At 63.3% G+C, this 19,933-nt stretch carries 19 protein-coding genes; 9 read left to right on the top strand and 10 right to left on the bottom strand.

What is annotated here, in order from left to right; translation table 11 throughout:
• Positions 1-73: 73 nt before the first annotated feature.
• Complete coding sequence (locus tag F1002_RS20625; protein ID WP_304522913.1) at positions 74-994, bottom strand: LysR family transcriptional regulator; 921 nt, start codon at positions 992-994, stop codon at positions 74-76.
• 137 nt (positions 995-1,131) lie between these two features.
• Between F1002_RS20625 and F1002_RS20620 the strand changes: the two genes are divergently transcribed.
• From F1002_RS20620 to F1002_RS20580, 9 genes are all read left to right on the top strand, one after another.
• Positions 1,132-2,553 (top strand): form I ribulose bisphosphate carboxylase large subunit, encoded by a 1,422-nt coding sequence (locus F1002_RS20620; protein ID WP_150430931.1) that lies wholly within the window; start codon positions 1,132-1,134, stop codon positions 2,551-2,553.
• A gap of 77 nt (positions 2,554-2,630) precedes the next feature.
• Complete coding sequence (locus F1002_RS20615) at positions 2,631-2,987, top strand: ribulose bisphosphate carboxylase small subunit (protein WP_150430930.1); 357 nt, start codon at positions 2,631-2,633, stop codon at positions 2,985-2,987.
• Between the two features lie 150 nt (positions 2,988-3,137).
• Positions 3,138-3,941: a CbbQ/NirQ/NorQ/GpvN family protein gene (locus F1002_RS20610; RefSeq protein ID WP_150430929.1), complete on the top strand. Its 804-nt coding sequence runs from the start codon at positions 3,138-3,140 to the stop codon at positions 3,939-3,941.
• Positions 3,942-3,953: 12 nt separating this feature from the next.
• Positions 3,954-6,311: a nitric oxide reductase activation protein NorD gene (locus tag F1002_RS20605; protein ID WP_150430928.1), complete on the top strand. Its 2,358-nt coding sequence runs from the start codon at positions 3,954-3,956 to the stop codon at positions 6,309-6,311.
• Between the two features lie 7 nt (positions 6,312-6,318).
• Positions 6,319-6,615, top strand: a complete 297-nt coding sequence (locus tag F1002_RS20600; protein ID WP_150430927.1) for a hypothetical protein — start codon at positions 6,319-6,321, stop codon at positions 6,613-6,615.
• A gap of 15 nt (positions 6,616-6,630) precedes the next feature.
• Positions 6,631-7,053 carry a hypothetical protein gene (locus F1002_RS20595; RefSeq protein WP_150430926.1) on the top strand — a complete coding sequence of 141 codons (423 nt, stop codon included), beginning with the start codon at positions 6,631-6,633 and terminating at the stop codon, positions 7,051-7,053.
• The gene (locus F1002_RS20590; protein WP_150430925.1) at positions 7,050-7,418 is read left to right on the top strand and encodes an HAD hydrolase-like protein; all 369 of its coding nucleotides are present in this window, start codon (positions 7,050-7,052) and stop codon (positions 7,416-7,418) included. Before F1002_RS20595 ends, F1002_RS20590 begins: the two co-directional genes overlap by 4 nt.
• 37 nt (positions 7,419-7,455) lie before the next feature.
• The gene (locus F1002_RS20585; RefSeq protein ID WP_223879714.1) at positions 7,456-8,808 is read left to right on the top strand and encodes a DUF3422 family protein; all 1,353 of its coding nucleotides are present in this window, start codon (positions 7,456-7,458) and stop codon (positions 8,806-8,808) included.
• Positions 8,809-8,828: 20 nt separating this feature from the next.
• Positions 8,829-10,007: a class II fructose-bisphosphate aldolase gene (locus F1002_RS20580; RefSeq protein ID WP_150430924.1), complete on the top strand. Its 1,179-nt coding sequence runs from the start codon at positions 8,829-8,831 to the stop codon at positions 10,005-10,007.
• Positions 10,008-10,068: 61 nt separating this feature from the next.
• Here the strand turns inward: F1002_RS20580 and rpe are convergent, their stop codons facing one another.
• From rpe to istA, 9 genes are all read right to left on the bottom strand, one after another.
• Positions 10,069-10,803 (bottom strand): ribulose-phosphate 3-epimerase, encoded by a 735-nt coding sequence (gene rpe, locus F1002_RS20575; protein WP_150430923.1) that lies wholly within the window; start codon positions 10,801-10,803, stop codon positions 10,069-10,071.
• Positions 10,804-10,878: 75 nt separating this feature from the next.
• Entirely contained in the window at positions 10,879-11,916 is a 1,038-nt protein-coding gene (gene fba / locus F1002_RS20570; protein WP_150430922.1) for a class II fructose-bisphosphate aldolase, read from the bottom strand.
• 9 nt (positions 11,917-11,925) lie between these two features.
• On the bottom strand, positions 11,926-12,933 hold the full coding sequence (gene gap, locus F1002_RS20565) for a type I glyceraldehyde-3-phosphate dehydrogenase (RefSeq protein WP_150430921.1): 1,008 nt from the start codon (positions 12,931-12,933) through the stop codon (positions 11,926-11,928).
• Positions 12,934-13,007: 74 nt separating this feature from the next.
• On the bottom strand, positions 13,008-15,056 hold the full coding sequence (tkt, locus tag F1002_RS20560) for a transketolase (protein ID WP_150430920.1): 2,049 nt from the start codon (positions 15,054-15,056) through the stop codon (positions 13,008-13,010).
• 21 nt (positions 15,057-15,077) lie between these two features.
• Positions 15,078-15,950, bottom strand: a complete 873-nt coding sequence (locus tag F1002_RS20555) for a phosphoribulokinase (protein WP_150430919.1) — start codon at positions 15,948-15,950, stop codon at positions 15,078-15,080.
• Positions 15,951-16,075: 125 nt separating this feature from the next.
• On the bottom strand, positions 16,076-17,143 hold the full coding sequence (locus F1002_RS20550) for a class 1 fructose-bisphosphatase (RefSeq protein WP_150430918.1): 1,068 nt from the start codon (positions 17,141-17,143) through the stop codon (positions 16,076-16,078).
• A gap of 349 nt (positions 17,144-17,492) precedes the next feature.
• Positions 17,493-17,705 (bottom strand): hypothetical protein, encoded by a 213-nt coding sequence (locus tag F1002_RS20545; protein ID WP_150430917.1) that lies wholly within the window; start codon positions 17,703-17,705, stop codon positions 17,493-17,495.
• Complete coding sequence (gene istB / locus F1002_RS20540) at positions 17,702-18,454, bottom strand: IS21-like element helper ATPase IstB (RefSeq protein WP_150430916.1); 753 nt, start codon at positions 18,452-18,454, stop codon at positions 17,702-17,704. Before istB ends, F1002_RS20545 begins: the two co-directional genes overlap by 4 nt.
• On the bottom strand, positions 18,441-19,889 hold the full coding sequence (istA, locus tag F1002_RS20535) for an IS21 family transposase (RefSeq protein WP_150430915.1): 1,449 nt from the start codon (positions 19,887-19,889) through the stop codon (positions 18,441-18,443). The genes istB and istA overlap by 14 nt, the downstream gene beginning before the upstream one ends.
• Positions 19,890-19,933: the final 44 nt, after the last annotated feature.

Genomic DNA, 19,933 nt, shown 5'->3' with positions numbered 1-19,933 from the left:
GCAAATCCAGCCCTTGCATTAAGACCTGATTATACCAAAGACATATCCGTGGCCGCCGATTTTTCACAGCCTCTCAGGGGAAGGGGAACAAGGTGTTCGGCAGACTCTTACGACAGTCATGGTCCGCAAGCAGATGTTCAATGAAAGCCGCCGCAACTGCCGACAGATGCTTCCCCCTGCGGTAGGCAACATACCACTTGCGCCAGAGCGGAAACCCTTTCACATCCAGCGGCTGCAACAGCCCGTTCTCCCCCTCCAGAACGAGCGTATGATGTGACAACACGGCGACACCCAATCCCCCGGCAATCGCTTGCTTGATGGCCTCAGTGCTTCCCAGTTCCATGCGCACCTTGAGGCTGAATCCCTGTTTGGCAAAGTAAGTCTCAGTCGCCAGTCGCGTACCCGAGCCGGATTCGCGCAGGATGAAGGATTCCTCAACGATACGCGCTAGCGGAATAGCTTTCTTCCCGGCCAGTGGATGGTCGTTGCGTGCGACCACGACCAGAGGATTGTCGGCAATATGGGTTGCCACGACGTCCACCTCTTTGGGTGGCGCGCCGAGAATCACCAAGTCGTCCTCGTTGTCGGCGAGGCGCGCAAGCAGCTTCTCGCGGTTCGTGACCGTAAGCAAGGCATCGATCCCCGGATAGCGCACGCAGAACTCGGCCAGCAACCGCGGTACGCGATATTCAGCCGTGGTCACCATGGCCACGCGCAGGCGGCCGCGCTTCAGTCCCTGCATGTCGGCTAGGCGCATATCCAGCCGTCCAATGGCATCGAGCATCTCGCGGCTGGTAGCGAGGACCTCGCGCCCCGTTTCGGTAAGCTGAATCTGCCTGCCGGCACGCTCAAGGAGGGGAAATCCAACGCTGTCTTCGAGGTGCTTGACCTGGGTGAACACCGCCGGTTGGGTCAGGTGCAACTCTTCCGCTGCGCGCGTGTAGGAGCGGTGGCGAGCAACAGCTTCGAAGATATGGATCTGTCTCAGGCTCAAATGCATAAATTCATTTTTATAAATATTAAAACTAATATTTATTCATTTTTGTTTAGTCACTCATTTGCCGCATAATGCGGTCAACCCGAATCCCGTCGGGCGAGATTTCCGATATCTTAATCGTAAAGGAGACACGAATGGCCGTAAAAACCTACAACGCTGGCGTCAAGGAATATCGCCAGACCTACTGGACCCCGGAGTACACCCCTCAGGATACCGACCTCCTGGCTTGCTTCAAGGTCACCCCGCAGCCGGGCGTGGCGCGCGAGGAAGTAGCAGCCGCCGTGGCCGCCGAGTCGTCCACCGGCACCTGGACCACGGTGTGGACCGATCTGCTGACCGACCTGGACTACTACAAGGGCCGCGCCTACAAGATTGAGGATGTTCCCGGCGACGACACCTGCTTCTACGCCTTCGTGGCCTATCCGATCGACCTGTTCGAAGAAGGTTCCATCGTCAACGTGCTGACCTCTCTGGTCGGCAACGTTTTCGGCTTCAAGGCCCTGCGCGCCCTGCGTCTGGAAGACGTGCGCTTCCCCATCGCCTACGTCAAGACCTGCGGCGGCCCGCCGCACGGCATCCAGGTCGAACGCGACGTCATGAACAAGTATGGTCGTCCGCTGCTCGGCTGCACCATCAAGCCCAAGCTCGGCCTCTCCGCCAAGAACTACGGCCGCGCCGTGTATGAGTGCCTGCGCGGCGGCCTCGACTTCACCAAGGACGACGAGAACGTCAACAGCCAGCCCTTCATGCGCTGGAAGCAGCGCTTCGACTTCGTCCAGGAAGCCACCGAGAAGGCCGAGCGCGAGACCGGCGAGCGCAAGGGCCACTACCTGAACGTGACCGCGCCGACCCCGGAAGAAATGTACAAGCGCGCCGAATACGCCAAGTCCATCGGCGCGCCGATCATCATGCACGACTACCTGACCGGCGGTTTCTGTGCCAACACCGGCCTGGCCAACTGGTGCCGCGACAACGGCATGCTGCTGCACATCCACCGCGCCATGCACGCCGTGCTCGACCGCAACCCGCACCACGGCATCCACTTCCGCGTCCTGACCAAGTGCCTGCGCCTGTCCGGTGGCGACCACCTGCACTCCGGCACCGTGGTCGGCAAGCTGGAAGGCGACCGCGACGCGACGCTGGGCTGGATCGACATCATGCGCGACGAGTTCATCAAGGAAGACCGCAGCCGCGGCATCATGTTCGACCAGGACTTCGGCTCGATGCCCGGCGTCATGCCCGTCGCCTCCGGCGGCATCCACGTCTGGCACATGCCGGCGCTGGTCACCATCTTCGGTGACGACTCGGTGCTGCAGTTCGGTGGTGGCACGCTCGGCCACCCCTGGGGCAACGCCGCCGGCGCCGCCGCCAACCGCGTCGCGCTGGAAGCCTGCGTTGAAGCCCGCAACCGCGGCGTCGCCGTCGAGAAGGAAGGCAAGACCATCCTCACCGAAGCCGCCAAGCACTCGCCCGAACTGAAGATCGCCATGGAAACCTGGAAAGAGATCAAGTTCGAGTTCGACACCGTCGACAAGCTGGACGTCGCCCACAAGTAATTTTGCTCTGATCGCAAGCCATCCCGAAGGCCCCTGCGGGTGCTCCGGGATCAGGACCCAATTTGAAAGGAAATGAAATGTCTGACGTGATGGATTACAACTCCCGCCTTTCCGACCCCGCCAGCCGGAAGTTCGAAACCTTCTCCTATCTGCCGGCAATGGACGCGGCCGGCATCAAGAAGCAGGTCGAGTACCTGGTAAAGAAAGGCTGGAACCCGGCGATCGAGCATATCGAGCCCGAGTACCTGATGGACTCCTACTGGTATATGTGGAAGTTGCCGATGTTCGGTGAAACCGACGTCGATCGCGTTCTGGCCGAGGCCGAAGCATGCCACAAGGCCAACCCCAACAACCACGTGCGTCTGGTCGGCTACGACAACTTCAAGCAGTCACAAGGCGCCGCCATGGTGATCTTCCGCGGCAAGACGGTTTAAGTCGCGCGGCGGTTGGCAGTATCTGGCCCCCGCTGCGCTTGCCCGCACAGTGGGGGTTTTTCGTTGGCCGGGTGTTTGCCAACGCATGGCGCGCCAGCGGATACGCGCGCCATGCGTGGACAAATCCGCGTATTCATCAAGGAGCTTCTCATGAGCAATATCGTCGATCAATATCGCATCACCCAGGAACCCTACTATCGTGCCGTCGCCGACGAGGTGGAGTTATTCGAAGCCGCCTACTCCGTGCGCATGCCGATGATGCTCAAGGGCCCCACCGGCTGCGGCAAGACGCGCTTCGTCGAATACATGGCACACAAGCTGGACAAGCCGCTGATCACCGTGGCCTGCAACGAGGACATGACCGCCTCCGACTTGGTCGGCCGCTTCCTGCTCTCCGCCCAGGGCACCGAATGGCAGGACGGCCCGCTGGCCATCGGCGCGCGTTACGGCGCCATCGTCTATCTCGACGAAGTGGTGGAGGCGCGCCAGGACACCACCGTGGTGATCCACCCGCTGACCGATAACCGTCGCGTGTTGCCGCTGGAAAAGAAGGGCGAACTGGTCCATGCCCACCCCGATTTCCAGATCGTGATTTCCTACAACCCGGGTTATCAGTCCTTGATGAAGGACTTGAAGCAGTCCACCAAGCAGCGCTTCGGCGGCCTCGACTTTACCTATCCCGAGCACGCCATCGAAACCGAGATCGTGGCCCACGAGTCCGGCGCCAGCGCCGAGATGGCCGGCAAGCTGGTTTCGATCGCCGAGCGTTCGCGCAACCTCAAGGGGCACGGCCTCGACGAAGGGCTTTCCACCCGCATGTTGATCTACGCCGGCTCGCTCATCGCCAAGGGCGTCAAGCCGCAGGCGGCGTGCCGCGTCGCGCTGGTGCGCCCGATCACCGACGACCCCGACATGCGCGACGCACTGGATGCGGCGGTAAGCACCTTCTTCTAAAGACAATCCGCCATGTCGATCAATCTCGCTGACTACGCCGAACTGCTGGAAGACCTGTCGCCGCACAGCCAGGAGGCGCTGCAGGCCAACTGGCACGAGGCCACCAAGGTATTCACGCCGCGCGGCCTCGACAACTACCTGAAGGGCGCGGCCGCGATTCGCGGACTGGGCAAGGGCGACTCGCTGGTGGAAACCTGGATCGAGGAAGCGCCGATGGTCGCCAAGGAAGTGGGCGAGGACGTGATCGGCGACCTCGCCACCGCCTCGCTGATGCTGGCCTCGCGCACCTCGGGCGCGGTGATCGAGCTGTTGCTGGCCACCTCGGCTACCGCCGCCAACCGCCTCGGCGACGCACAGCTCTTCCTCAATTACCTTCAATTCATCAACACCCTGATCGCGCAGGCGCCGCGCGGCGTTCGGCCGATGCTGGACAAGCTGGACGTGCTGTTCCAGCAGCTGACGCTGGGCGGCCTGCGCCGCTGGGCGCTGTGGGGCGCGCACGCCCACCGCACCAACTACGAAGAGCAGATCCGCTATTTCAGCCTGGAGTCGAAAGAGTCGCTGGCGATGCTGCAGAAGGAGCGCAAGGGCATCCTGCTGGTGGACGTGCAGCGGCGCATCAACATGTACCTGCGTGCGCTGTGGGCGCGCGACTTCTTCATGCGTCCCACCTCCGGCGACTTCGAGACCCGCGAGGGCTACCGTCCCTACATCGAGGACTATCTGCTGCACCTGCCCGATGCCTTCGATGATTTTGTGCCCGAAGGCCAAGCGCCGGTATCCGGCCTGGAGCTCTATCGCGCCACCGCCGCCCATTGCGCCGCCCATGTGGTCGAGACGAAATTCCCCATTTCCGCCGAGGCGCTCAACCCCATCCAGATGGCCGTCATCGGCGTTATCGAGGATGCCCGGGTGGAAACCCTGTCCATCCGGCGCTTTCCCGGCCTCAAGCAACTCTGGAGCAAGCTGCACACGGCCACACCCGAAATGAAGGACAGCATCGGCGACTACCTCAATCGCCTGGCGCGGGCGCTGCTCGACGACGGCTATCAGGACAGCGACCCGTGGATCGTCGAGGCCCGTGGGCTGTTCGCCCTCGCGCAGGACAAGCTCGACGACAACCACACCTCCTGGGAAATCGGCGTCCAGCTCGCGCACAGCCTGAGCCAGAAGAAGATCGCCTTCAATCCCCGCACCGACCTGCTCACCGCGCCCTACCGCGACGACAACCGCTATTTCTGGGAATTCGAGGAATTCGATTTCAACAAGGCCGCCAACGCCGGTTACGAGTCCATCAAGCAGGTGCGCAAATATGTCAGCGCGATCGAAATGGCCAACGAGGTCGATGTCGAAAACGCCGGCGACGACGCCGAGGAAATCTGGGTTCTGGATACGGAACTGTTCCCCTACGAAAATATCGGCGACGAAAGCGGGGGCAAGAGCTTTAACGAACTGGAAGGCAAGGAGCCGGTGTCCGACCCCTTCCACTATTCCGAGTGGGACTACCAGATCCAGCTCGAACGTCCGGCCTGGGCCACCGTGCTGGAAAAACGTGCCAAGGCCGGCGACCTGACGATCATCGATGGCATCACCGCGCAGTACAAGCGCGAGATCCATCGCATGAAGTTCCTGCTCGACGCCATGCAGCCGCAGGGCGTGCAGCGCATCCGCCGGCTCGAGGACGGCGACGAGATCGACATCAACGCGGCGATCGCCAGCTTCACCGACATCCGCCTCGGCAACCAGCCCGATCCGCGCATCATGATGCGCAGCGTGCGCAAGACCCGCGACTTCTCGATCCTGGTGCTGCTCGACCTGTCGGAGTCGACCAACGAAAAGGTGCAGGACCAGGAGTACTCGGTGCGCGAACTCACCCAGCAGGCCTGCGTGCTGCTGGCCGACGCGATCGACAGGGTCGGCGACCCGTTCGCCATCCATGGCTTCTGCTCCGACGGACGCCACGATGTCGAGTATTACCGGTTCAAGGATTTCGACCAGCAGTGGGACGAGACCCCCAAAGCCAAGTTGGCAGGCATGACCGGCCAGCTGTCCACCCGCATGGGCGCAGCCATCCGCCATGCTGGCCACCACCTGCAACTGCAGCGCTCCGCCAAGAAGCTGCTGATCGTCATCACCGACGGCGAGCCAGCCGACGTGGATGTGCGCGACCCGCAATACCTGCGCTACGACACCAAGAAAGCTGTCGAGGAAGTGGCCAAACTGGGTGTTACCACCTACTGCATGAGCCTCGACCCGCGCGCGGACAATTACGTCTCGCGGATATTTGGCCAGAAGAACTACATGGTGGTGGATCACGTACAGCGTCTGCCCGAGAAACTGCCGCTACTGTATGCCGGCCTCACCCGATAGAAGGATCATGGAAAACACCTACCCCGGTTTGAACAACGACAAGCACGGCCTCACCCAGTTGGGGCGCATCGTGCTGGATGGCTGGCTGTTCGGCCTGATCCCCGAGACGGAGGATTGCACTGGCTGGCCGGTCGGCCGCATGCAGAACCTGATGGAACAGGTTCAGGTCAAATGGGACTTGTACAGTAACCTGCCCAGCCGCCTGCCGCCGGATTTGCTGAAGCGGCATGGCGAACTTTATGACCGGGCCATCCAGACCGCTCGTGCCAAGGGCTGGGACCCGGAACTGGGCGAGGACGAATAAGGAGACTGGCTGACCATGTACGAGCGTCTGCGCGACTGCCCCGCCCTGAACGAATACCCGTCGCACATCCCGGCACTGGTATGGAATGTCTGGCGGCGCTATTGGACGCACGGACACCGGTCGACCTGCTTCGGCATGGAAGGCTATCCGCCCATGTCACTGCTGCTCGACGAGCGGGAATGGGTGCTGGTTGATTCCAGCCTGTACGACATGCCCGTTTTATCATGGACGGATTTTCAGGACAAAGGCCGTGCCGCCTTGCATGAGCCGGTGATTTGCACCGTGCGTGAATACCACCAGGGCGCGCCCAAGGTTCGCGACAAAGCCCTGCAGCTAATGGCCGAGGAACTCGAAGCGCGGTTGCGCAAGCGGCGCGGAAGCCCCCTTGACGACGGCGCCGAACACCTGCCGCAGATTGGCGCCGGACTGACGCGATGACGCTCCAGGCAGTGATCTTTGATCTCGATGGCACGCTCGCGGATACCGAGGAGGTTCATCGTCAGGCGTTCAACGCTACGTTTTGCGAAGTTGGACTGGCCCCGGGATGTAGATCTCCACATCGAGTTGCTGGCTGTCGCTGGCGGCAAGGAGCGTTGCGACACTATTTCAGCCGCGTCGATCCGGTGCGGCTCTCCGCACCCGATACCGACACCTTCATCGCTCGGCTGCACGAACACAAGACGCGGACATACAACCGCCGCGTCGCCAAAGGCGAGGTGCTGGCGCGCCCCGGTGTGATACGCCTGATTGAGATCGAATCGAGGGAGATACCCGCGACCCAACTCAAAGGCTGGTTCCCGTGACCGAAGTTCCGCCCAACATGTCCACGACCTCGCCACAATGATGCCCAGCATTCCGCTTTCCTTCGAGACGAATTCGAGAACCAGAGTTGTGCTCCCGCCCGACGACCCTCGGCGCCGCGAACTGCACGACGAGGTGCATGCGCGCCCGACCGCGCGCATTCGCCTGCCGGCCCTGGTGCTTCAGGTCGCCGTGCTCAACGAGGGCGTGACGGTCGACAGCGAACTCGAGCACCTGCGCCGGCTGCCCGGGCAACGCGAGTTGCTGCGCGAGCAACTGGCCGGCCACTTCCTGCGCCTGCGCCTGCCCAGCGGCACGCTGAAGTGGGAACGCCACACCGAGGTCACGCGCTACTCGCTCGTGCAGCCGCTGCCGGCCGAGTCGGTTCACGGCGCGAGCGATCCGGAACTGCTGGCTGCGCTGATCATCGACCACGACTGGCTCGGCCGCATTCCGGGGCGCACCCTGTCGGCCATCGAACTGGTGCTGCTTGCCGGCAGCGAGCAGGAGGTGGCTGCGCCGCTCGAACGCGCCCGGCACTGGTTCGGCGATCACACCGTGGTGACCTCGCTCGTCGGGCGCAACGGCCACAGCAGCGTCGTCACCGACTTCCGGCTGCGCCCGAGCGGCTACGAGCGCATGCTCGTGATCGCACCGCCCGGCACCGGCGAGACGCGGGTGGGCCGCCTGGCGGCACGCCTGCTCGATATCGAAATCTACCGCCTGCTGGCGCTGCGCGGGCTGCCCGTGGCCAAGTCGCTGCAGCCCATGCTGCGCGAGGCCGAGCAGGCGATCGCCGACGTGACCTCGTCGATGGAGACCCACGACCGCTCCGCCGCCGAGCTGCTTGAGACGCTGGCCGCGGTGGCCGCGCGCGTGGAGCGGGCCACCGCGATGCACATCTACCGCTTCTGCGCCACCGAAGCCTACGACGCTCTGGTGCGCGCGCGCATCGCCGAACTGCGCGAGCAGGCCTTTCCCGGCACGCAGACCTTGGGCGAGTTCCTGCAGCGGCGGCTGGCGCCGGCCATGGCGACCGTGGACTCTGCGGCCGGACGCCTGGCCTCGCTGTCGCAGCGCATCGAGCGCGCGGGCGCGCTGCTGCGCACGCGGGTGGACATCGCCCGCGAAGCGCAGAACCAGGAGCTGCTCGCCAAGCTGGCGCGCGGCCAGCAGCTTCAGCTGCGCTTGCAGAGCACGGTCGAGGGCCTGTCGATCGCGGCCATCTCGTACTACGTGGTCAGCCTGCTGCTGTACGCCGCCAAGGCGGCCAAGGCGGCGGGCGTGCCGATACAGCCGGAGCTTGCAATCGGCGCGACGATCCCGCTCGTGCTGTGGGGCGTGTGGCGGCTGACGCGGCGCATCCACAACCGGCTGCAGTTGCACGACTGACACGAACAACGGAGACAACCATGCCGCTTGTGCACATGTCTGACCTGCTGCGTCACGCCTATCGCGAAGGTTACGCAGTCGGCGCCTACGATCTGGTGGACAGCGCCTTCCTGGAGGGGATACTGGCCGGCGCGGAAGCTTGCCAGGCACCGGTGATCCTCAGCCTGGCGGAGTCCCACTTCGTCCATTACGATTTCGACACCCTCATGCCCGCCGTGGTCGGGGCAGCACGGCGGGCCCGCGTGCCGGTGGCGATCCATCTCGACCACGGCGGGTCGGCATCCTCTGTTCGACACGCTATCCGGCTCGGCTGCAACGGTGTCATGGTCGACGCCTCCGACAAGCCCTTCCAAGACAACGTGGAAGCCACGCGGGAGGTTGCCGCGATGGCGCATGCTTGCGGCGTGACAGTGGAAGGCGAGTTGGGCTATGTGCCCGGGGTGGAGGGGGAAGACGCGGAGAGGCACCCCGGCGCGGTGCGCTTGACCAGCGTCGAAGAGGCGCGAACGTTCATCGCGTTGACCGGAGTCGACTGCCTGGCGGTCTCGATCGGTACCGTCCACGGGCGCATGCGCGGCGCCCCCCGGCTCGATTTCGGGCGGTTGGCCGCAATCAACCGGGCATTGCGCCTGCCGCTGGTGATCCATGGTGGAACCGGACTGACCGATGAGCAATATAGTGGTCTTGTCGCCAACGGCGTGGCGAAGATCAACTACTACACGGCCCTATCGGATACCGCTGCACGCAGCATCGTCGAACAGGCGTCCAATGGTATCGGGCCGGGCTATACCCGGCTCACGGAGGGGGTGCGTACCGCGGTCCGGGCCGAGGTAGAACGCACCTCTCGCCTGTGGGGCGCGGCGGGCCGTGCGGACGCGGCTACACGGTCTGCCGCCTCTTGGCGCGAGGTGGAGCATGTCATTCTCTACAACGTGAACGGCCCGCGTGACGAAGTGCAGTGGGCCGACATGGTGGCGCGAGGGAGGGAAGCGCTCAGCGGTATCCCTGGCGTGCGGCGCATCGCCGCCGGCAGGACCACGCGCCCTGACGCCCGATTCGCCTACTGCTGGCTGATGCGTTTCGCCGCGCCTGAGACCATCTCGAGCTTCCGCGACCATCCCGATCACGTTCGCTACGCCAACACGGCGTTCCGACCGCTCGCACCGGACCGCATCAGCATCGACTTCGAACTGGATTGAACCGTGAGGAACGTTTACATCGAGTTGCTGGCTGTCGCTGGCGGCAAGGAGCGTTGCGACACTATTTCAGCCGCGTCGATCCGGTGCGCGGCTCTCCGCGCCCGGCCAATTCGCTGCGCAGGGCGCCGATGATCGAATCGTAGCGATGCGGATCACTGTCCTTGCCTGCCCCGTAGACGGCTGAACCGGCGACGAAGGCATCGACCCCGGCGCGGGCGATTTCGGCAATGTTGGCGGTGTTTACACCGCCGTCGATTTCGAGACGGATGCGGCGGCCGGTTTCGCGTTCGTAGGCGTCGAGCTTCGCTCTGGCCTGCCGGGCCTTGGCCAGCGTACCGGGAATGAATTTCTGGCCGCCGAAGCCGGGGTTGACGCTCATCAGCAGGACGACGTCGATCTTGTCGAGCACGTAGTCCAGATAATCGAGCGGCGTGGCCGGGTTGAAGACCAGGCCGCCCTGGCAGCCGCTATCGCGGATCAGTGACAGGCTGCGGTCGACGTGATCGGAAGCTTCCGGGTGGAAGGTGATGATGTTGGCACCGGCTTTGGCGAAGTCGGGGATGATGCGGTCGACGGGTTTGACCATCAGATGCACGTCGATCGGTGCCGTGGTGCACGGCCGAATGGCGGCACAAACCAGCGGCCCGATGGTCAGGTTGGGAACATAATGGTTATCCATCACGTCGAAGTGAATCCAGTCGGCGCCGGAGGCGATGACGTTGCTGATTTCTTCGCCGAGCTTGGCGAAGTTGGCGGACAGGATGCTGGGGGCGATGACAAAATCAGGTTGGCTCATGGGGCCTCCGAAAAAAGGCGGCCCCAGACTTCGGGGCCGCAAACGCAAGGTACAGCAGAGTGATGCTCGGTTTGGTCAGCGGTAGGCAGCAGCCATTTTCTCCAGTGACACGGGTTTGATGCGGCTGGCCTGACCGGCGCAGCCAAAGGCGTCGAAACGCAGCTTGCAGATGTCACGTGCCGCCACCACGGCGGCCTTCAGGAAGGCACGCGGATCGAACTCTTCCGGCTTTTCGGCCATCGTTTTTCGCATGGCGCCGGTCATGGCGAGGCGGATATCGGTGTCGATATTGACCTTGCGCACGCCGTGGCGGATGCCTTCGACGATTTCCTCGACCGGCACGCCGTAGGTTTCCTTGATGGCGCCACCGTACTGGCGGATGACGGCCAGCCATTCCTGCGGCACGCTGGAGGAGCCGTGCATGACCAGATGGGTATTCGGGATGCGGGCGTGGATGGCCTTGATGCGGTCGATGGCGAGAATTTCGCCGGTCGGCGGCCGGGTGAATTTGTAGGCGCCGTGGCTGGTGCCGATGGCGATGGCCAGCGCATCGACGCCGGTCTTGGCGACGAAGTCGGCGGCCTCTTCCGGATCGGTGAGCATTTGCGAATGATCGAGCTTGCCGGCGGCGCCGATGCCGTCTTCCTCGCCCGCCTCGCCGGTTTCCAGCGACCCCAGGCAGCCGAGTTCGCCTTCGACCGAGACGCCGATGGCGTGGGCCATCTCGACGACCTTGGCGGTCGTTTCGACGTTGTAGGCGTAGCTCGTCGGCGTCTTGCCGTCGGTGCCCAGCGAGCCGTCCATCATCACGCTGGAGAACCCGCTGCGCATCGACTGCTGGCAGACGGCCGGCGAGGTGCCGTGGTCCTGGTGCAGGCAGACGGGGATATCCGGGTATTGCTCGATGGCGGCTTCGACCAGTTTGCGCAGGAAAGGCTCGCCGGCGTATTTGCGGGCGCCGGCCGAGGCCTGCAGGATGACCGGGCTGTCACAGGCCTCGGCGGCCTGCATGATGGACTGGATCTGCTCCAGGTTATTGACGTTGAAAGCGGGGAGACCGTAGCTGTGCTCGGCGGCGTGGTCGAGCAGTTGGCGCAGGGAAATGAGAGCCATGTTGCCTCCTTAGAGTGAGATGTGGCGCACGAGGCGCAGCAGGTTGCAGGTGTAGCCGTATTCGTTGTCGTACCAGGCCACTACCTTGACGAAGGTCGGGTCGAGCGCGATGCCGGCGCCGGCATCGAAGATCGACGGCTTCGAACAGCCGCGAAAATCGGTCGACACGACGCTGTCGCCGGTATAGCCGAGCACGCCCTTGAGCGGGCCGGATTCCGAGGCGCTCTTCATCGCGGCGCAGATGTCGTCGTAGCTGGCCGGCTTTTCGAGTTCGACGGTCAGGTCGACGACCGAAACGTCGGAAGTCGGCACGCGGAAGGCCATGCCGGTCAGCTTTTTGTTCAGCGCCGGGATGACCTTGCCGACGGCCTTGGCGGCGCCGGTCGAGGACGGAATGATGTTTTCGAGGATGCCGCGGCCGCCGCGCCAGTCCTTGCCGGAAGGGCCGTCGACGGTTTTCTGGGTGGCGGTGGCGGCATGCACGGTGCTCATCAGGCCGCGCTTGATGCCGAACTTGTCGTTGAGCACCTTGGCCACCGGGGCCAGGCCGTTAGTCGTGCACGAGGCAGCCGAAACGATGTCCTCGCCGGCGTAAGTATCGTGATTGACGCCGTAGACGAACATCGGCGTGCTGTCCTTGGCCGGCGCCGACTGGACGACCTTGCGGGCGCCGGCGCTGAGGTGCCGGGCGCAGCCTTCATGGTTGAGGAAATGGCCGGTCGCCTCGATCACGACATCGGCTTTGACCTCGCCCCAGGCCAACTGCTCGGGATGGCGCTCGGCACTGAGGCGGATGCGCCGGCCATTGACCAGCAGGTCGTTGCCGTCGACCGCAACCTCGCCGTCAAAATTGCCGTGCACCGAGTCGTACTTGAGCATGTAGGCAAGGTAGTCCGCTTCGAGCAGGTCGTTGATGGCGACCACCTCGATGTCGGCGAACTCCGCCTCTTTGGCGATGGCCCGGAAGGTCATGCGCCCGATCCGGCCGAAGCCGTTGATTGCTACCCGTATAGGCATAGTGTTATCTCCAGATAGTTGTTAGTAATTCGTTGTTAGTCGGCAGCTAAAAACTAGTGACTACCGATTCGCAACTAGAAGTCGCCATCACTGCCCCCGGCGCTGACAATGGTGCGCAGCACCGTCCGCGCCAGGTTGTCCGCGGTCAGGCCGTAGTGGTCGTAGAGCACCGGGGCCGGGGCCGAGGCGCCGAACTCGTCGATGCCGAGCACCTCGCCATCGAGGCCGACGTACTTGTGCCAGAAATCGGTCTGCCCGGCTTCGATGGCGACGCGGCAGATGTCCGGCGGCAGCACGAGCTTTTTCCAGCTTGAAGGCTGGCGGTCGAAGCGCCGGGTGCAGGGCATCGAGACGACGCGCACGCCGATGCCCTGGGCGGCCAGCGCCGCCTGTGCCGCCATGGCGAGGGCGACTTCGGAGCCGGTGGCAATGATCACCGCCTGCAACTGGCCGTCGGCCTCGGACAGCACGTAACCGCCGCGGCTGGCACCTTCCGTCCGGCTCGCCGCGCCGCCGTATTGCGGCAGGTTTTGGCGCGACAAAAAGAGGGCGGAAGGTCCGTCTTGGCGCTCGAGCGCCTCGGCCCAGGCGATGGCTGTTTCCAACTCGTCGCAGGGGCGCCACAGTTCGAGGCCGGGAATGATGCGCAGGCTACTGGCATGTTCGACCGGCTGATGGGTCGGGCCATCCTCGCCGAGGCCGATGGAATCGTGGGTCAGGACATGGACGACGCGCTGGCCCATGAGCGCACTCATGCGGATGGCGTTGCGGGCGTAGTCGGAGAAAACGGCGAAGGTGCCGCCGTAGGGAATCAGCCCGCCGTGCAGGGCGACGCCGTTCATGATCGCCGTCATGCCGAATTCGCGCACGCCGTAGGAAATGTAGTTGGGTACGCTGTCGGTCGGTGCATCGTGCAGGGCGCGGCTGGTCTTGCCGGCGGTCAGGTTGGAGCCGGTCAGGTCGGCCGAGCCACCGAGCAGTTCGGGTACGCGGGCGACGAGGATGTCGAGGCAGTTCTGCGACGACTTGCGCGTGGCGACCGGGGCTTCCCTGGCGGCGGCCATGGCCAGCAGCTCCATTTTAATTTCGGGCCATTTTTCCGGTAGACCGTGGGATTGGGTGCGGTCGAACTCGGCGGCCAGTTCCGGGAACTGTTTGCGGTAGGCGGCGAAGGTAACCTGCCAGTGGGCTTCGGCCGAGGCGCCGGCGAGGCGGTTGTCCCAGGCGGTGCGCAGGCCGTCGGGAATCTCGAAGGGGGCGTGCGGCCAGTTGAGCGCTGCCCGCGTCGCGGCGATTTCGGCGGCGCCGAGCGGGGCGCCATGCACGTCGTGCGTGCCGGCCTTGTTCGGCGAACCGTGGCCGATCTCGGTGCGGCAGACGATGAGGCTCGGCTTGCCGCGCGCAGACTTGGTCTCGGCGATGGCGGCGGCGATGGCTACCGGGTCGTGGCCGTCGATGGGGCCGACGACGTGCCAGCCGTAGGCGCGGAAGCGGCCCGGCGTGTCGTCGCGGAACCAGCCTTCGACGTGGCCGTCGATGGAAATCCCGTTGTCGTCGTAGAAGCAGGTCAGCTTGTCGAGGCCCCAGACGCCGGCCAGCGAGCAGGCTTCGTGGCTGATGCCTTCCATCAGGCAGCCGTCGCCGACGAAAACCCAGGTCCGGTGATCGACGATCTCGCAGCCCGGCCGGTTGTAGCGCTGGGCCAGCAGCTTTTCGGCCAGCGCCATGCCGACGGCGTTGGTCAGGCCCTGGCCGAGCGGCCCGGTGGTCGTCTCGACGCCGGGCGTGTGGCCGACTTCCGGATGGCCGGCGGTCTTGCTGCCGAGCTGGCGGAAGTTCTTCAGGTCGTCGATGGAAAGGTCATAGCCGCTCAGGTGCAGCAGGGCGTAGAGCAGCATCGAGCCGTGGCCGTTGGAGAGCACGAAGCGGTCGCGGTCGGGCCAGGCCGGGTTGGTCGGATTGTGCTTCAAATGGTCGCGCCACAGTACTTCGGCGATGTCGGCCATGCCCATCGGGGCGCCGGGGTGGCCGGATTTGGCGGCCTCGACGGCGTCGATGGCGAGAAAGCGGACAGCGTTGGCCAGTTCGCGGCGGAAGGTGGTTTCGGTCTGGTTGTGATCCATGTCTCTTTCCGTTTTTTATAGTCAGGCACGACGCTTGTGGTCCATCAACCGCAGGACCATCGGCGTGAAAATCATCTGCATGGCCAGGCCCATCTTGCCGCCGGGGACCACCAGCGTATTCGGGCGGGTGAGCATGCTGCCGTGCAGGATGTTGAGCAGGTACTGGAAATCGATGCCCTTCGGGTTGGCGAAGCGGATGACCACCATGCTCTCGTCGGCGGTCGGGATGTCGCGGGCGATAAAGGGGTTGGAGGTATCGACGATGGGCACGCGCTGGAAATTGACATGGGTGCGCGAGAACTGCGGGCACAGGTGGCTGACGTAGTCCGGCATGCGGCGCAGGATGGTGTCGGTGACCGCCTCCTGCGAGTAGCCGCGCATCTTCTGGTCGCGGTGCAGCTTCTGGATCCATTCCAGGTTGATGGTCGGCACGACGCCGACGCAGAGATCGACCTGTTTGGCGATGTCGATCTGCGCATCGGCATAGGCACCGTGCAGGCCTTCGTAGAACATCAGGTCGGAGCCTTCCGGGATGTCCTGCCAGGGCGTGAAGGTGCCCGGCTCCTGCCCGAAAGGCTCGGCCTCGTCGGCATCGTGCAGGTATTTGCGGACCTGGCCGCCGCCGTTCTGGCCGTAGGCGATGAACAGATCCTGCAACGCTTCGAGCAGATTGGCTTCCGGGCCGAAGTGGCTGAAGTGGCGATCGCCGGCCGCTTCCTGCGCCTTCATCTCGGCGCGCATGGAAAGGCGGTCGTAGCGATGGAAGGAATCGCCCTCGACGATCTGCGCCTTCAGTCCTTCGCGGCGAAAGATGTGCTGGAAGCTCTGCATCACCGTGCTGGTGCCGGCGCCGGACGAGCCGGTGATGGCGATGATGGGGTGTTTGACGGACATTTGTTTCTCCTGCAGATGTGAATTCTTTGGCCCTGCGCCTTAACCGCCATTCCCGCGCCGGCGGGAATCCAGTGCCTTGAACCTCCTGGATCCCCGTTTGCGCGGGGATGACGATCCGTGCTCCATCACGCCTGATCGCGGAACAACGAGCGTTCCGAGAACAGCGGCGAAAGAAACGGCCGATCAGCCCCGGCATCGTACTCTTGATGATAGCACTCCAGCCGCTCGACCTCGTTCTTCGACCCGAGGATCACCGGCACGCGCTGGTGCAGGGTCTCCGGCGCCACGTCGAGGATGCGCAAGCGCCCGGTGCTCGCCGCGCCGCCGGCCTGCTCGATCAGCATGGCCATCGGGTTGGCTTCGTAGAGCAGGCGCAGGCGGCCGGGCTTGCTCGGGTCCTTGCTGTCCTTCGGGTACATGAAGATGCCGCCGCGGATCAGGATGCGATGCACTTCGGCGACCATCGAGGCGATCCAGCGCATGTTGAAATCCTCGCCGCGCACGCCCGTCTTGCCGGCCTTGCACTCGCTGACGTAGCGCTGCACCGGCGGCTCCCAGAAGCGCTCGTTGGAGGTGTTGATGGCGAATTCGCGGGTGTCTTCCGGGACGCGGATGTTGGCGTGGGTCAGGATGAAGTTGCCGCTCTCGCGGTCGAGCGTGAAGCCGTGCGTGCCGTTGCCGAGCGTCAGCACCATCATCGTCGACGGGCCGTAGATGGCGTAGCCGGCGGCGACCTGTTGGCAGCCCGGAAGCAGATAGTCGCCAAGCTGGGCATCGCCGGCGGTCGACCGGGAAAATATCGAAAAAATGGTGCCGACCGAGACATTGACGTCGCTGTTCGACGAACCGTCAAGCGGGTCGAAAACCAGCAGGTAGCGGCCACGCGGGTATTCGGCCGGGATCGGGTACGGATCGTCCATTTCCTCGGAAGCCATGCCGGCCAGCTGGCCGCCCCACTCGCAGTGACGCAGGATGGCTTCGTTGGTCAGCACATCGAGCTTCTTCTGCACTTCGCCCTGGATATTGGTACTGTCCAGCGCGCCGTGGTGCCCGGCCAGCGCCCCCTTGGCGACCATCGCCGAGATGGTCTTGACGGCGGCGGCGACGTCGATGAGCAGGGCGCCGAGTTCGCCGTGGCTGGCGCGGGTGTTTTCAATAACGAATTTCGAGAGGGTCGTACGGCCGAATTGCATGGTGTCTCCTATCATTCTTGTGTTACCGCATTGGCAGCCAAGATAAGTGACTTGTTAATTAAAAATAAGTTATTTTTTTAAAAAATATGAGTAAGCTATGGCTTATCATTGATCCGGCTTGGTAATATCTGGATCTTTTGTGGTTTTCTGGTTTACTGCTGCATGGACAAAGAAGACGCAAGAAATCGTAACTACTCAGGTCGAGTTTTCTGCGGCGAAATTCAGGTGTTGCCGGCGGAGCTACTCCGTAAAAATCTGGCGGCATAAAATGGTGGCGAGATATGGCGTCGACCGGTTGACGAAACTGGGGCCCATCGGGCCCCATGTTTTTATGTAGAGGTCGTTCGCCTCAGAAAGGTGGATCGGTTACTGGCCGGTCGCAATCCGTGATGCGGTCCTCTCGATATGAGTTGTGCAACGCAACTTCATAGTGCGCCCAGATCCGGTCGCGTAAATCATCGAGCAGCTCAATCACCGCCATTGTCTGTTCCGGCGACCAGTTGGGGTCGATAAACAGCGCCAGGCCGTGCTTCAGGCCGGAAGGTTGATGGTGCGCCGTCATGAGCTCCCCTTTGTTTTGCGCGTTTTTGATTTCGCTGCCGCAGCCTCCTGCGCCTCCTTGCGGCGGAACGACTCGCCCTTGATCGACAGGATTTCGGCGTGATGCACCAAGCGGTCAATCATGGCGACGACGCAACTGGCGTTGGGAAACACCTCGCCCCATTCGGAGAAAGCTTTATTGGTCGTAATCAAGGTGCTCCGTTTTTCGTGCCGGCGGTTGATCAACTCGAAGAGCAAATCAGCATGACGATTCGAATAAGAAAGATAGCCGGCCTCGTCAATAATTAATAAATCCGGCGCGGCATAGCGGCGCAACCGATAACGCAGCGCCGAATCACTATCGAGCCCGGCCAGGTCGCCCAGCAACTGGCCGGCGGTCGCAAACAACACCGTGTGGCCCTGCAAGACGGCCTGATGGGCGACATTCTGGGCAATCATCGTTTTACCCAAGCCACTGCTGCCGATCAGGATGGCATTGGTCGCGGAATCAAGAAAGTCGAGGGTCATCAATTCGGCAATGGCACGCTGATCACACTGTTCCGGCCAGGCCCAATCGAAATCGGCCAATGGCTTGAAACGGCCGATATTTGCACAACGCAAGCGGCGCTCCAGCGAGCGGCGGGCCCGTTCCGTTTCCTCCCAAGCGAGCAAAGGATTGAGCCAGGGTTGATCAACGCACTCGGCCCAGTGCGCCAGGAGGCCGTGCAGTTGGAGGGCGGCTGCCCGTTGGCGGAGCTCAGGCGGGGTCATTGCTGTTCTCCATCAAGGTGTCGTAACCCGCCAGGCCATGCTGCTGGACCGGGATATCACGCCGTTTGACGTGATCGGGCAAACACACCGCCAGCGGCGGCGGGGCGGCCTGCGCTTGCCGGCGCCGTTCCAGTGCCATGCGTACCGCATTGGGGTGCGGGACGTCGCGTGCCAACGCTTCCTCAATAGCGACAGTCAGTTCGGCAACACCGTAGCATTCAAGCAATTCCGCCAGTGCACGCACCGTTCTCCCCAGCGGCTCACCACGCTCGACGGCACCGGCGAGCAGCGCCCGACTCGCCGGGATGGCCTGAACCAGTTGATCCGTACCGCGATGGGCGCTGGCCTGACGTTTCTCGGCCACCAGGTCTTCGACGTGTTCGGGGGTTTCGATCTGTTGGCGTCGGTCATAGCTGCGCGAATGGGTCGCGATCAGCGTCTGTCCGTCGAGAATGCGCACCTGTTCAAGGGTGGCAGCGACTGTCAAGCTGCGGGCGACACAGGTATGCGGGATTGAATAGTCATTGAGGTCGAAACGCACATACGGGGTCTTGCCGGCCGAGACGGCCTTGATTTCTTCGGTCGGAAAGGCATCCCCCGGTAATGCCAGTAGGCGGTCCTGTTCCTGAAGAAAGGCTTCACTCACCGTGATTGATTCATCTTCCGGACAGCGCCGGGCACCGGCCTGTTCGATCACCCAGGCATCGGCCTGGGCATTGAGATCGTTGACATCAGAGAAGCTGCGGCCGGCAAAGAAGGCGTCACGGATATAACGGATGGCGCGTTCGACCCGCCCCTTCTCATTCCCGCGGGCGACGGCGACCGGACGGGGCTCGAAACGGTAATGACCAGCCAGCGCCAGCAGGGTCGGGTTGAAACGGATGATGCTGCCTTGACGTTCCAGCACTGCACTTTTGAGATTGTCGTAGAGGGCAATCCTTGGAATGCCACCCCAAGCCTCGAAGGCGCCGACATGGCCGCGTAGGAAATTCTCCATGTGGGCGCCGAGGTAGAAGCGCAAGAAGATCTGCCGCGAGTAGGAGAGGACAGCAACGAAGGCCATCAACGGCCGACGTGCCTTGCCGATTTCAAGATGGCCGAAGTGGCCCCAATCCACCTGCATTTGTTCACCGGGTAAGGTACGCAGCCGCAGGAAGGCTTCGCGCTTGGGGCGAGGCCGATGGCGGGCAATCAGGTGGCGGAAGTGATCCGGCTGGCCGGGGTAGCCCCTTTCCTTGACCATCACATAGAGGCGGGAGGCACGCAGGCGGGGAAACTGTTCGAGCGTCTCCAGAATGAAGGGCAAATAGGGGTCGACCGCAGAAGGGCGATGGATCAGCTTGATGGCCGGCAAGCCGGCCTGGGCCAGAATGCGGGCAACACTATCGCGATGCAGGTTGAGCTGAGAGGCTGTGAAAAATCGGCGGCCACGGATATGTCTTTGGTATAATCAGGTCTTAATGCAAGGGCTGGATTTGC

The organism is Dechloromonas sp. CZR5, assembly GCF_008711155.1.
Classification (GTDB): Bacteria; Pseudomonadota; Gammaproteobacteria; order Burkholderiales; family Rhodocyclaceae; genus Azonexus.
The sequence above is the reverse complement of the archived record's forward strand: the minus strand, read 5'-3'. Positions and strand labels throughout refer to the sequence as shown.

What these genes read in the sequence shown, in the direction of transcription:
- F1002_RS20545 (WP_150430917.1), bottom strand. Translation starts at nt 17,705, where the DNA reads ATGACGGCGCACCATCAACCTTCCGGCCTGAAGCACGGCCTGGCGCTG.
- F1002_RS20615 (WP_150430930.1), top strand. Translation starts at nt 2,631, where the DNA reads ATGTCTGACGTGATGGATTACAACTCCCGCCTTTCCGACCCCGCCAGC.
- F1002_RS20550 (WP_150430918.1), bottom strand. Translation starts at nt 17,143, where the DNA reads ATGCAATTCGGCCGTACGACCCTCTCGAAATTCGTTATTGAAAACACC.
- gap (WP_150430921.1), bottom strand. Translation starts at nt 12,933, where the DNA reads ATGCCTATACGGGTAGCAATCAACGGCTTCGGCCGGATCGGGCGCATG.
- F1002_RS20620 (WP_150430931.1), top strand. Translation starts at nt 1,132, where the DNA reads ATGGCCGTAAAAACCTACAACGCTGGCGTCAAGGAATATCGCCAGACC.
- F1002_RS20605 (WP_150430928.1), top strand. Translation starts at nt 3,954, where the DNA reads ATGTCGATCAATCTCGCTGACTACGCCGAACTGCTGGAAGACCTGTCG.
- F1002_RS20590 (WP_150430925.1), top strand. Translation starts at nt 7,050, where the DNA reads ATGACGCTCCAGGCAGTGATCTTTGATCTCGATGGCACGCTCGCGGAT.
- rpe (WP_150430923.1), bottom strand. Translation starts at nt 10,803, where the DNA reads ATGAGCCAACCTGATTTTGTCATCGCCCCCAGCATCCTGTCCGCCAAC.
- F1002_RS20555 (WP_150430919.1), bottom strand. Translation starts at nt 15,950, where the DNA reads ATGTCCGTCAAACACCCCATCATCGCCATCACCGGCTCGTCCGGCGCC.
- tkt (WP_150430920.1), bottom strand. Translation starts at nt 15,056, where the DNA reads ATGGATCACAACCAGACCGAAACCACCTTCCGCCGCGAACTGGCCAAC.
- istB (WP_150430916.1), bottom strand. Translation starts at nt 18,454, where the DNA reads ATGACCCCGCCTGAGCTCCGCCAACGGGCAGCCGCCCTCCAACTGCAC.
- F1002_RS20585 (WP_223879714.1), top strand. Translation starts at nt 7,456, where the DNA reads ATGATGCCCAGCATTCCGCTTTCCTTCGAGACGAATTCGAGAACCAGA.
- F1002_RS20600 (WP_150430927.1), top strand. Translation starts at nt 6,319, where the DNA reads ATGGAAAACACCTACCCCGGTTTGAACAACGACAAGCACGGCCTCACC.
- fba (WP_150430922.1), bottom strand. Translation starts at nt 11,916, where the DNA reads ATGGCTCTCATTTCCCTGCGCCAACTGCTCGACCACGCCGCCGAGCAC.
- F1002_RS20580 (WP_150430924.1), top strand. Translation starts at nt 8,829, where the DNA reads ATGCCGCTTGTGCACATGTCTGACCTGCTGCGTCACGCCTATCGCGAA.
- F1002_RS20595 (WP_150430926.1), top strand. Translation starts at nt 6,631, where the DNA reads ATGTACGAGCGTCTGCGCGACTGCCCCGCCCTGAACGAATACCCGTCG.
- F1002_RS20610 (WP_150430929.1), top strand. Translation starts at nt 3,138, where the DNA reads ATGAGCAATATCGTCGATCAATATCGCATCACCCAGGAACCCTACTAT.